Genomic DNA, 12,360 nt, shown 5'->3' with positions numbered 1-12,360 from the left:
GTCGAGGTGGGCGTGCCTGTCGGGGTGGCGGTCGAGGTGGGCGTGCCTGTCGGGGTGGCGGTCGAGGTGGGCGTGCCTGTCGGGGTGGCGGTCGAGGTGGGCGTGCCCGTGGGTGTGGTGGTGGGGAGGTCGAGTCGGGCGGAGAGGGGTGCTTCGATGTCTGCGCCGGCGGTGGTCGTTCCGGCGACGGGGACGGTGAGGAGGGCGTATCCGCGGGTGAGGTCGGCCTGGGTGAGGGTGGTGGAGGCGGTCAGCTGGCCGGTCTCGCCGGGCTCGAGGCTGATGAGGTCGCCGATGACTTCGTTGGCGATCTGCCGGACGGAGACGTCGCCGGTGTTGGTGACGGTGACGTTCCATGTCACCTCGGTGCCGACTTTCGGGGTCTCGCCGGGCTTGAGGACGAGATTGCCCACGGCCGTGGCCTTGAGCGACGGGCGCTCGGCTTTCGGCGTCGAGGTGGGCGTGCCGGTCGGCGTCGCCGTCCCGGTCGGGGTGGCCGTGCCGGTCGGCGTCGAGGTGGGCGTGCCCGTCGGTGTGGCGGGGGTGGTGGGGAGGTCGAGTCGGGCGGAGAGGGGTGCTTCGATGTCTGCGCCGGCGGTGGTCGTTCCGGCGACGGGGACGGTGAGGAGGGCGTATCCGCGGGTGAGGTCGGCCTGGGTGAGGGTGGTGGAGGCGGTCAGCTGGCCGGTCTCGCCGGGCTCGAGGCTGATGAGGTCGCCGATGACTTCGTTGGCGATCTGCCGGACGGAGACGTCGCCGGTGTTGGTGACGGTGACGTTCCACGTCACCTCGGTGCCGACCTTCGGGGTCTCGCCGGGCTTGAGGACGAGATTGCCCACGGCCGTGGCCTTGAGCGACGGGCGCTCGGCTTTCGGCGTCGAGGTGGGCGTGCCGGTCGGCGTCGCCGTCCCGGTCGGGGTGGCCGTCCCGGTCGGCGTCGAGGTGGGCGTGCCCGTCGGTGTGGCGGGGGTGGTGGGGAGGTCGAGTCGGGCGGAGAGGGGTGCTTCGACGTCTGCGCCGGCGATGGTCGTTCCGGCGACGGGGACGGTGAGGAGGGCGTATCCGCGGGTGAGGTCGGCCTGGGTGAGGGTGGTGGAGGCGGTCAGCTGGCCGGTCTCGCCGGGCTCGAGGCTGATGAGGTCGCCGGTGGCCTCGTTGGCGATCTCGTGGACGGAGACGTCGCCGGTGTTGGTGACGGTGACGATCCATGTCACCTCGGTGCCGACCTTCGGGGTCTCGCCGGGCTTGAGGACGAGGCTGCCGCGGGCGGTCGCCTTCAGGGACGGTCGCTCGGCCTTCGACGTCGGGGTGAGGGTCGGGGTGGGTGCGGGTGTCGTGGTCGCGGGCCGGGTCGCGGGGACGGACGGCGTCGCGGTGGGCGTCGCGGTCGATGTCGGCGTGCCTGTAGGCGTGGCCGTCGCCGTGGGGAGGTCGAGTCGGCCGATGGCATCGGCGCTGTCTCCGCCGTCGAGTGCCGTTGCGAAGTAGCGCTTACTGAAGGAGGCGAACCCGTCCGCGAGTTCCTTCTGGCCGAGGGTGGTCGACTCGACGAGCTCGAGGGCCTGGCCGGGTTCCAGGCGGCGGCCGGGCCCGATGGAACTTATGGCGACGTTGTTGAGGGGGGCGCCGCCGGTGTTCGTGATGGTGATGGTCCACTTCACCTCGGTGCCGATCGTCGGCTTCTCTCCGGCCTTGAGGACGAGCTCGCCGCGGGCGGTCGCCGCCATACCCGCGCTCTCGGCGGTCGCGCTCGCGGTCGGCGTCGCGGAGGCCGACGGCGCCACGGCGGCGTGCGCGGCCGTGGCGGAGCCGAGCACGCCGACGGTCAGGGCGAGGGAGGCGGCGACGGTGAACGGCGTGCCGGCGCAGCGGCGCGGGCGGAGGGAGGCGGGACGACGGTGCACGGGGGGCTCCTTGACAACGGGGAAAGCGCGAATCACGAATGCTCGCACCCCGGATTCCCGGGCGTCGAAGATGTGGCACGGGAGAGGAGAGATGGCAGTGGAAGCGCACTGTGACGCGGAACGGTCAGGTGGCGCAGATGGTGACGTGCGGCGCGAGTCGGCTCCGCGGGCCGGCCGGCTCAGAGGAAGCGCAGCGCCAGGTGCAGGTCGACGCGGTCGGCCATGGCGGACAGGTCGCGGCCGGTCAGCGCCTCGATCCGCTGCATCCGGTAGCGGAGCGTGCTCGCGTGCAGATGCAGGCGGTCGGCGGCCTGGCGCCAGGAGCCGCCGCTCTCGAGGAACACGCGCAGGGTCTCGACCATGTCGCTCCGGTGCTCGTCGTCGTACTGGACAAGCGGCCCGAGGACGGCGAGCGCGAAGGCCGCGCGGGTGCGCGGCGCGACCAGCTCGAGCAGCGCGTCGCTCGAGACCGGCACTGTGTGCTCGACGATCGCGAGGCTCTCGCCCGGTGCGCCGCCGCCGACCCGCTCGCGGGCGGCGAGCAGCGACACTCCCAGCTGTGACACGGTGCGGGACGCGTCGCCCAGGCCGATCGCGATCCGGCGCTCGTGCAGCAGCCACGGTGCCGCCTCCACCGCGGAGCGCCGTGCCGGCCCGGGCGACGACCTCTCGTCCGCGGGGTCACCGAGCAGCAGCACGGCGGCGCCGTCCAGCACCGCGCCGAGAGCCAGCGCGTGCTCCCGCTCGGCGGCCGCGCGCAACGGCAGCAGCAGCGCCTCCGGCGGCAGGGACGGGTCGTCGGAGCGCGCGACGACCACCCGGAGCGGTGCCCCGAGGCGTGCGCCGAGCATCCGCAGCCGGACAGCGGTCTCGGACTCGGGCAGCTCGTCGTGCAGGAGCGCCCGGAGCAGGTCGAGCAGCGGTGCGGCCGACGCGCGCTCGCGCTGGCGGGCCAGGTCGAGCCGCCCGGCGACCGCGCCGGCGAGCAGCTCGACGCCGTCCGCGGTCTCGTCCGACCAGCCGCGCTGATCGCCGGTGACGACGAGCACCCCGAGCCGCTCGCCGGCGGCGGAGAAGAGGGCGCGGCGGGAGAGCGAGCGGCCGTGCTCGGTGACCTCCCAGCGGCTGTCGGGCGAGGACAGCGAGGCCTCCCAGGCGGCGCCGTAGTCGGCGGCCGTGGGCAGTCCGCCGGCCGAGGCGACCAGGGTGCCGGCGCGGTCGACGGCCCAGCTGCCGTGCGCGAACTCCTCGAAGAAGGCGCGCAGCGCGACCTGCACGCCCTCGCCGGAGGCGGGGTCGGCGAGCAGGCGCCGGGCGAACCGGGCCTCGCGGCCGAGCGTGGGGAGATCGGCCTGCGCGATCACTCCGGCGACGGTCTGCGCGATGGTCTTGAACGACACGTCCGGGGCGACGGTCAGCAGGGCGATCCCGTGCCGGCGGCAGACCTCGGGCATGCCCGCAGGCAGCGAGCCGACCGCGATCAGGCCCACGACGATGGCCACGACGCCGCGGTCGGCGACCCCGCCGACGAAGCGCTCGACGCTCTCGCGGCCCGAGGTCCAGAGTGCGCTGGTCAGCACGACATCTCCGGGGGAGAGGAAGCGGCCGGGATCCGGGAGGTCGATCGTGTAGGTGCCCGAGATCGCGCGAGCCAGCTGCACGTCGTCGCCGCTCACCAGGGTGAGCTGCAGCTCCGGGTGGCTGAGCAGCTCGCGGACGTTCACCCAGGTCTCCTCGTTCGTGCGGCGGACGCTCTCAGACTAGGCGGCGGGCCGAGAGCCCGGCGACGGTCCGCCGGTGCCGCCGGGCAGCGGCGGTCTTGCTGGTCGGGCAGCCCCGGAGGGGCGTGTCGAGACCCGCCATCACCAGCAGGGCGGGTCTGCAGACTCGCGTTCTGACGGTGGTGGATCTCGATACGCCCGCTCCGCGGGCTACTCGATCAGCATGGATGGCGACCCCCTTGCTGTATCAGCATGGGCGGGCGATTCCCTTGCTGGTCGGGTAGCCCCGGAGGGGCGTGTCGAGACCCGCCATCACCAGCAGGGCGGGTCTGCAGACTCGCGTTCTGACGGTGGTGGATCTCGATACGCCCGCTCCGCGGGCTACTCGATCAGCATGGATGGCGCCCACCCTTGCTGGATCAGCATGGGTGGGCGAACGCCCGCGTTCGGCGCCGTGCTGGTCGAGTGCCCCCCGCTCAGCGGATGCCGCTGCGGGCGAAGCCCTGGACGAAGTAGCGCTGGAACGCGAGGAACAGCAGCACCATCGGCAGCACCGACACCAGTGCGAGCGCCATGCTCGCCGAGTAGTCCGGCGTCGACTGGCCCTTGAGGTAGAGCAGCCCGATCGGCAGCGTGAACAGCTCGTTGTCCTTCAGCGCGATCAGCGGCCAGGCGAAGTCGTTCCAGCTGCCCAGCAGCGTCAGCAGGATCAGCACCGCGACGAGCGGCTTGCTCAGCGGCAGGACGATCTGCAGGAACACCCGCAGGTGGCCGGCCCCGTCGATCCGCGCGGCCTCGATCAGCTCCTCCGGGATCGACAGGAAGAACTGCCGGGCGAGGAAGATGCCGAACGCGGCCGCCGCTCCGGGCAGGATCACCGACCAGTAGGTGCCGTAGATCTGCAGCCCGGTGACGAGCTTGAACTGGGCGACCATGATCGCCTGCACCGGGATCATCATGGTCGCCAGCGCCAGGAGGAACAGCAGGTTGCGGCCCGGGAAGCGCAGCCGAGCGAAGCCCCAGCCGGCCAGCAGGTTGAGCACGACCGTGAACGCGGTGACGAAGGCGCCGACGACGACGGAGTTGACGAACCACTCGCCGACCGGGAAGCGGGCGAAGACGGTCGCGAAGTTCTCCAGCGAGATCTCGCTCGGCCAGAACCGGGGCGGACCGGGGGAGAAGACCTCGCCGCGCGGCGAGAACGCGATGACGAGCATCCAGTAGAGCGGGAAGAAGACGATCGCGGAGGCGATCACGGCGACGAGGATGCGCAGGACGAGGCCCGTGCGCGTGCCGTCGCGGCCGGAGCGGCGGCGCTTGGGCGCGTCGCGGACGGTCGCGGCCGCGACGGCGGCGGGCGTGGTGAGGGTGGAGGACGTCACAGGAGGCTCCTATTCGACGAGGTCGCGGGTGCGGCTCGTGCGCCACTGCAGGTAGGTGAAGGCGAGGGAGACGAGGAGGATGACGACTCCGAGCGCGGCGCCGTAGCCCTGCTCGCGGACCTGGAAGCCGTTGCGGTAGGCGTAGGTGCCGAGCACGGAGGTCGAGAAGCCCGGCCCGCCGCCGGTCATCACGAAGACGATGTCGAAGACCTGGAACGAGGCGATCACGTTCATGATCAGCAGGAAGAACGTCGACGGGCCGACCAGCGGCACCGTCAGCGCGCGGAACTGCTGCCAGCGGGTCGCGCCGTCGATCCGCGCCGCCTCGTAGAGCTCGGGCGAGACGCCCTGGAGGCCGGCGATGTAGATCACCATGTTGAAGCCGATCCGCAGCCAGACCGCGGTGAGCATCACCGAGATCATCGCCGCGGTGCCGTCGGACTGCCAGGAGACGGGCGAGGCTCCGAGCGACGAGAGCACCTTGTTGACGATGCCGGAGGACTCGCTGAAGATCGTGACCGCGATCATGCCGGAGGCGACTCCGGAGATCACCAGCGGCAGCACGATGATCGTGCGGAAGATCCCTCGGGCCGGCAGCACCGAGTTGAGCAGCACCGCCAGCCCGAGTCCGCCGAGCAGCTCGAGCGGCACCGTCACCGCGGTGAAGAGCAGCGTGTTGCCCAGGCTCTGCCAGAAGACCGGGTCCGCGCCCATCCGCAGGTAGTTGTCGAGACCGACCCACTCCGGGGTGCCGAATCCGCGCGACTCCTGGAACGACAGCTGGATCGCCCAGAGGATCGGCACGAACAGGAACAGCGCCATCAGCAGCAGGTTCGGGCCCACGAAGCCCAGACCCGCCAGCGCCTCGCGGGTGCGCGCGGTGCGGCGCCGGCGCGGCGGCGACCCGCGGAGGGGGACGGCGGTCATCAGCTCGTGGCCTGCGCGATCGCGTCGTTCAGGCCGGACAGCGTCTCCTCGGTGCTGCGTCCGCCGACGAACGCCTCCTCGAGCTGGTCCTGCATCGCGACCGAGATCTGGGCGAGGAACGGGGAGGTGAGCTGCTGCACGTCGCGCGGGGTGATCGTGGTGGCCTGCTCGACGAAGACCGGCATGACGTCGGCGCGCACGGCGAAGTCGATCGAGGCGGGGTCGATGTCGGAGCGGGTGGGCAGCTCGTTGGTGGCCGCGCAGAACTCGGCCATGTTCTCGGCCTCGGTCATGAAGGCGAGGAACTCGGTCGCGAGCTCGGCGTTGTCGGTCTCGGCGGTGGCGACGAGGGCGTTGCCGCCGAGGTCGGTCGCGCCGCGCTGGTCGACGGGCATCGGGGTGGCGGTCCACTCGAAGTCGGCCAGGTTGTCGATGTCGGGGACGAGGAACGAGCCGGCGAAGGCCATCGCGACGCTCTGCTCGGTGAAGAACGCGTCGGCGTAGGTGGCGGACTTGACCGAGCTGGTCGGCGGGACCCAGCTGTTCTCGAAGAAGCTCTTGGTGAAGTCGAGCGCCTTGGCGCCGGCCTCGGAGTCGATGGCGGGCGTGGTGCCGTCCTCCTCGAGCAGGGTGCCGTCGGCCTCGAAGAGCCAGCTCAGCCAGCGCGGGGTGCCGCCGAGCTGCCAGTTGGCGGCGAACGGGTACTGCTCGGCGGGGAGCGAGGCCCGCAGCTTCGCGGAGACGTCGGCGAACTCCTCCCAGGTCCAGGCGTCGGCGGCCGTGGTCGGGATGTCGGTGACGCCGGCGGCGGCGAGGAGCTCGGTGTTGACCAGCAGCGCGGAGACGTCGGTCTGGTGCGGGACGCCGTAGGGGGTGCCCTCGAACGACACGGCCTCCTGGAACGCGGGGGTGAACGAGTCGAACTCGGGGATGCTGTCGCTGACGTCGAGGAGCTGGCCCTGGCTGGAGTAGACGCCGAGGTTGCCGTAGTCGACGCGGAACACGTCGGGCGCCTCGCCCGAGCTCAGCTGCGCGTCGATGTTGCTGAACATCTGGTCGTAGGGGACGACGTTGAGCTCGACGCTCGCGCCGTCGTTCGCGGCCTCGAAGTCGGTGATCAGCGACTCGAAGGCCGCCTGCTCCGCCTCGCTGGCCCAGGTGGTGAAGGTGATCGAGTCCCCGTCGGCCGAGGAGCCGCCGCCGCCGCCGAAGCCGCTGCAGGCGGTGAGGGCGAGGGTGGAGGCCGCGAGGGCGGCGAGGGGGAGGAGTCGTCTGCGCATGAGGGTCCTTCTGCTGTGGGTGCTGTGGGTGCTGTGGATGCTGTGCTGCGGTGTGCGGTGGTGCGTGCGGGGTGCAGGTGGTGCTGTGGCGCGGGGTGGGTCTAGGCGGCCGGCTGCCCGAGCCGGTCGAGGGCGGTCTCGACGAGCGAGACCAGGCCGTGGGGGCCGATCTGGCCGGCGAGGAGCTCGCGCTGCTCCTCCTCCTGGGCCGGATCGAGCGAGCGGAGGACCGTGGACGTGACGTCCTCGACCGCGCGGACGCAGCCGAAGCGGGCGATCCGCTCGTCGTCGATCAGGGTCTCGCCGTAGCCGGCCCGGAAGGCGCGGCGCTGGGCGTCGGTGATCGGGCGGGCGAAGATCACGCCGAGCTCGATCAGGAGCAGGTCGACCTCGCGTGGGGCGACGGTCGCCTCGTCGAAGTCGATCAGCCAGGGACTGCCGTGCTCGTCGATGACGACGTTGCCGGGGTGCGGGTCGCCGTGCACGGGGACACGGGCGGCCGGGGTGCGCGCGCGCTTGAGGCGGCGCTCGGCGCGGGCGAGGGCGTGCAGGCGGTCGCGGAGCTCGGGGTCCAGGTGCTGGTCGATCTCGGCGAGCAGCTCGGCGGGCGGGCGCTGGGCGCGGCGGATCCCGCGGCGCGGCGGGACGGCGTCGGCGGGCGGGGCGGAGTCGTGCACGCCGCGCAGGACGGCACCGAACTCCTCCCACGGCAGCGCGTCCTCGCCGGCGTCGACCGCGTCCTCGCCGACGATCCACGGGGCGAGCGAGACGAGGAGGCCGGAGTCCTCGGTCCACGGGCGGCCGTCGCGGGCGCGGTGCGGTGCGGCGACCCCGTTGCGCTGGGCGTCGCCGAGAGCGGACGCGAGCGCGAGTCCGAAGCGGCCGTCGCGGCGGCTCGCCTTGACGCTCCACGGGGCGCCCGCGTCGTCGGTCGCGAACCAGACCTGGGCGCCGTGGTCGAGGCCGCCGATCACGGGCTCGAGGGCGACCAGCTCGACGCCGAAGTCGCGTCGGACGACGGACTGCGCCCGGTCGCTCCGCTCGTCGATCGTGTCCATCCCGCCCATCGTCGCGCGGGAGGGGTCCCCTGAACACGTACTTGCGCATTCGCCGGATGTGCTGTGCGTGTTCTCACGCGGGAGGTGCGGGAGGACGTCCTGCATGCTGGTCGAGTAGCCCCGCAGGGCGACCTCTTGCTGGTCGAGTAGCCCCGCAGGGGCGTATCGAGACCCACCACGGCCTGTACAGCGGGCCTGCAGACCCGACGTCGGACAGCGGTGGATCTCGATACGCCCGCTGCGCGGGCTACTCGATCAGCGAAGCCGCGGCGGAGGCGGTCGGCAGGAGCACCCGGAAGCGCGCTCCGGCCGCTCCGGGCAGGCAGACGAGGTCGCCGCCGAGGGCGCGCGCGAGGCCGCGGGCGATGGGGAGGCCGAGCCCCGAGCCGCCGTCCGCGCGGTTGCGGGCGTCGTCGAGGCGCACGAGGCGGTCGAAGACGCGGTCGCGGTCGGCCTCCGGGACGCCCGGGCCGTCGTCGTCGACGGTCACGGTGACCCGGCCGTCCGCGTGCGCGAGCGTCACGTCGATCCGGGAGCGGGCGAAGCGGGCGGCGTTCTCGAGCAGGTTGCCGACGATCTGGCCGAGCCGGTCGGCGTCGGCGTGCACGGGCGGCGCGTCGGCGTCGCGGTGCAGCACGATCTCGGGGCCGGAGTCGCGCAGGAGCTGCCGCTCGATCGCCGCGGCCGCGACCGCCCCCGCATCCAGCGGCCGGGCGTCGAGGGCGAGGCCCTCGTCCAGCCGCGCCATCAGGAGCATGTCCTGGATGAGCCGGCCGGCCCGCAGCGATTCACGCACCACGTGCACCGACAGCCGCTCGCGCTCCTCCTCGGTGCCGTCGGCCCGGACCAGCGCGTCGGCCGCGGCCTGGATGCCCGCGACCGGGGTGCGCAGCTCGTGCGCCGCATCCGAGACGAAGGCGCGCATCCGGCGCTCGGCCGCGAGGGCGGACTGCTCCGCCTGCTCGAGGTCGTCGAGCATCTCGTCGAACGCGGTCGCGGTGCGCCCGAGCTCGGTGCCCGGCCGCGAGGGGCGCAGGCGCCGGCCGCGGTCGCCGTGCGCGATCGAGCGGGCGACGGTCGTCATCCGCTCGAGGGGGCGCAGCGTCGCGCGGACCACCAGCACCAGAGCGCCGGCGGCGAGCAGGAGGAACGCGGCCGAGGCGCCGAGCAGGATCCCGTTGAGCGAGGCGAGGGTCGAGCCGACCGAGCCGGCCTCGCTGGTGAGGGTCAGCTGCGTGCCGTCGCTGAGGGTGGAGCGCAGCGTGATCAGCTGGTCGTCGCTCGAGACGCTGCTCGAGGCGACGGTGACGGTCGCGTCGCGGGGCACCGGGGCGGCGGCGGAGGACGCGCCGGGCGGGCTCGGCGGCTCGCCCAGCTGGTCGGCCGCCCCGGGGCCCTGGCGCAGCTGCTCGGGGCTCGGACCGGCGACGACCTCCTCGCCGTCGGGGCTCTGGATCCGCACCGCGACGCCCTGCGCCGAGAGCCGCGAGGCGAGCTCGTCGTCGGCGATCGTGCCGACGAGGGCGGCGGCGGCCGAGGCGCGGTCGGCCAGGCGCTCCTCGATCTGGTCGCGCAGGCGCTCGCCGAGCACGACCTGCACGGTCGCGGACAGCGCCAGCAGCAGCACGGCGAGCAGCGCGAGCACGGCGAGGACCGTGCGGAGGCGGAGGGAGCCGGTGCGGAGCGGGGCGGCCGGGGCGGTGGGGGCGGTGGGGGCGCCCGCCGCCGGACCGCCGCTCGTGCCGGTCGCGCCGCTCATGCCTCCACCCGGTAGCCCAGGCCGCGGACGGTGTGGATGAGGCGGTCGCCGTGCGCCTCCATCTTCTTGCGGAGCGAGCTGAGGTGCACCTCGACGAGATTGGGGTCGACGTGGTCGTAACCCCAGACCTGGGTGAGGATCTGCGTCTTGGTGAGGGTGCGGCCGCGGCTGCCCGCGAGGAACGCCAGCAGGCGGAACTCGGTGGCGGTGAGGTCGAGGGGCTCGCCGCCGCGGCGGGCGCGGCCGGCGTCGGGATCGACGACCAGATCGCCGATCTCGATGATCGAGGGGACGCGGCCGCGCCGCCGGAGCACCGCGGTCACCCGGGCGACGAGCTCGGCCAGCACGAACGGCTTCACCACGTAGTCGTCGACGCCCTCGTCGAAGCCGCGGAGGCGGTCGTCGACGGCGTCGCGGGCGGTCAGCATGATCACGGCGGCGTCGCTCGAGCGCCGGATCCGCTCGGCGAGCACGATGCCGCTCGGTCCCGGCAGCATCCAGTCGAGCACGACCAGGTCGGGCGCGAAGTCGGCGAGCTCGCGGGCGAGGTCCTCGCCGGTCGGCAGGGCGCGCACGGTGTAGCGCTCGCCGCGGAGGGCGGCCTCGACGGAGGAGCGGATGGCGTCGTCGTCCTCGACGAGGAGCACGCGGGCAGAGGGGAGCATGCTCCGACCGTAGGGGGCCCGGATCGGCGTCGACCGCCACTCGGCTGGGGAGCTTCTGTTCTTAAGGGCCGCTTCAGATTCGGCTCTGAATCTGAGAAGGAACCGGCCGCAACCGCTCCCGAACGGGGTCGGCACCGGGCCGGAACGAGGAGACTCCCATGAGCAAGACCCCCGCCACCCGCACCCCCGGGACCCAGGGCTCCGGCTTCGGTCCCCGCCGCCCGCGGACCCGCGCGATCGCCCTCTGCATCGCGGCCGGCGCCCTCGGCTTCGCGGCGATCGGCTCGACCGCCGCCTTCGCCGACTCGGCGCCCACATCCGGATCCGGCTCGACCTCGGGCTCGGGCTCGACGAGCACGATCGAGACGTCGCCGAGTGCAACGCCGACCCCGGGCTCGGACTCCAGCGACGCGCCGACCCTCACCGGACCGGCCTCCACCGGCCCCGCCGCCTGCGGACCCGCGGGTGCCGGACTGCCCAAGCCCCCGGCTCCCGGCGCGGACGGCGCGATGCCGACGCCGCCGGCTGCGCCTGCTGATGGTGAGGCACCGACTCCGCCCGCTGCGCCTGCCGATGGTGAGCTGCCGACTCCGCCGGCCGCGCCTGCCGATGGTGAGCTGCCCACGCCTCCCGCTGCTCCGGCTGACGGAGAGGCGCCGACTCCGCCCGCTGCGCCTGCCGACGGTGAGCTGCCGACTCCGCCGGCCGCACCCGCTGACGGTGAGGCGCCGACTCCGCCGGCCGCACCCGCTGACGGTGAGGCGCCCACGCCTCCGGCCGCTCCTGCCGATGGTGAGCTGCCGACTCCGCCGGCCGCTCCCACCGATGGCGCGACTCCGCCCGCCCCGCCCGCGGACGGCGAGACCGTGACACCGCCCGCCCCGCCCGTCGCGCCCTCGGGCGACTGCGAGCTCCTGACGCCCCCGGCCGACGGATCCACGCCGACCCCGCCCGCGCCCCCGGCGGCCGGTGCGGCCCCCGCCGGCCCTGCGAGCCCCGGAGCCGGGCCCGCCGCCGGTGGCGCTCCCGACGACGGTTCGACCCCCGCCGCCCCGAGCGACACCCCCACCCCCGAGGACTCGGACGCCCCCTCCGGCAGCTGACCCTCCGGCCGCACCTCCGGCTCGCGAAACGACCCCCGGCTCGTCGAATTCCACGGATTCGACGAGCCGGAGGTGTTTCCACGTGCCGGAGGTCTCGGCGCGGCAGCTTCGGCTCGTGAAACGTCGTTCGGCTCGCCGGATCTGCGCGTTTCTGCGTGCCGGGGGTGTTTCCTCGTGCCCGGGGTCGGCGGGGCGGCCCATCCATGCTGATCGAGTGGCCCGCGCAGCGGGCATATCGAGATCCGCGTGTGCAGGCGGGTGGGTCTCGATACGCCGCGTCCCGCGGCTACTCGACCAGCATGGTGGGGCCGCGTGCCGCGGCTGCTCGACCAGCGTGGTGGGGCCGCGGCCGCTCGGCGGACGGGGGTGGTCGACCCGTGCTGATCGACCGGTCCGTGGAGCGGACGCCTCCACGCTGATCGACCTGTACGCGAGGCGGACGCCTTCATGCTGATCGACCGGTCCGCGGAGCGGACGACTCATGCTGATCGAGTAGTCCGCGCAGCGGACGTATCGAGATCCACGTGTGCAGGCGCGTGGGTCTCGATACGCCGCGTGCCG

General features: G+C 73.5%; 8 protein-coding genes and 1 pseudogene. 1 reads left to right on the top strand and 8 read right to left on the bottom strand.

The genetic code is table 11. The features are described from left to right. The 8 genes and pseudogenes from HQQ82_RS20330 to HQQ82_RS09715 all read right to left on the bottom strand — a co-directional run. Positions 1-1,904: pseudogene (locus HQQ82_RS20330) on the bottom strand (hypothetical protein); the annotation flags it as partial. A 179-nt stretch (positions 1,905-2,083) separates the two neighbouring features. Then, a complete protein-coding gene (locus tag HQQ82_RS09745; protein WP_173232811.1) occupies positions 2,084-3,628 on the bottom strand; it encodes a PucR family transcriptional regulator in 1,545 nt (514 codons plus the stop codon). A gap of 473 nt (positions 3,629-4,101) precedes the next feature. Next, positions 4,102-5,007 carry a carbohydrate ABC transporter permease gene (locus HQQ82_RS09740; protein ID WP_367947899.1) on the bottom strand — a complete coding sequence of 302 codons (906 nt, stop codon included), beginning with the start codon at positions 5,005-5,007 and terminating at the stop codon, positions 4,102-4,104. A gap of 9 nt (positions 5,008-5,016) precedes the next feature. Continuing rightward, entirely contained in the window at positions 5,017-5,934 is a 918-nt protein-coding gene (locus HQQ82_RS09735; protein ID WP_173232810.1) for a carbohydrate ABC transporter permease, read from the bottom strand. Then, positions 5,934-7,214, bottom strand: coding sequence for a sugar ABC transporter substrate-binding protein (locus tag HQQ82_RS09730; protein ID WP_173232809.1), 1,281 nt, complete (start codon positions 7,212-7,214; stop codon positions 5,934-5,936). The genes HQQ82_RS09735 and HQQ82_RS09730 overlap by 1 nt, the downstream gene beginning before the upstream one ends. Before the next feature lie 101 nt (positions 7,215-7,315). Continuing rightward, the gene (locus HQQ82_RS09725; protein WP_173232808.1) at positions 7,316-8,272 is read right to left on the bottom strand and encodes a phosphotransferase enzyme family protein; all 957 of its coding nucleotides are present in this window, start codon (positions 8,270-8,272) and stop codon (positions 7,316-7,318) included. Between the two features lie 247 nt (positions 8,273-8,519). Then, a complete protein-coding gene (locus HQQ82_RS09720; RefSeq protein ID WP_173232807.1) occupies positions 8,520-10,031 on the bottom strand; it encodes a HAMP domain-containing sensor histidine kinase in 1,512 nt (503 codons plus the stop codon). Beyond that, entirely contained in the window at positions 10,028-10,696 is a 669-nt protein-coding gene (locus HQQ82_RS09715; protein ID WP_173232806.1) for a response regulator transcription factor, read from the bottom strand. The genes HQQ82_RS09720 and HQQ82_RS09715 overlap by 4 nt, the downstream gene beginning before the upstream one ends. 158 nt (positions 10,697-10,854) lie before the next feature. On the opposite strand from HQQ82_RS09715, the gene HQQ82_RS09710 reads away from it, so the two are divergent. After that, entirely contained in the window at positions 10,855-11,799 is a 945-nt protein-coding gene (locus HQQ82_RS09710; protein ID WP_173232805.1) for a hypothetical protein, read from the top strand. Positions 11,800-12,360: the final 561 nt, after the last annotated feature.

This window comes from Rathayibacter sp. VKM Ac-2856 (assembly GCF_013205055.1).
Classification (GTDB): domain Bacteria; phylum Actinomycetota; class Actinomycetes; order Actinomycetales; family Microbacteriaceae; genus Rathayibacter.
Note: the sequence above shows the minus strand (reverse complement) of the source record. Positions and strands in the feature narration are given on the sequence as shown.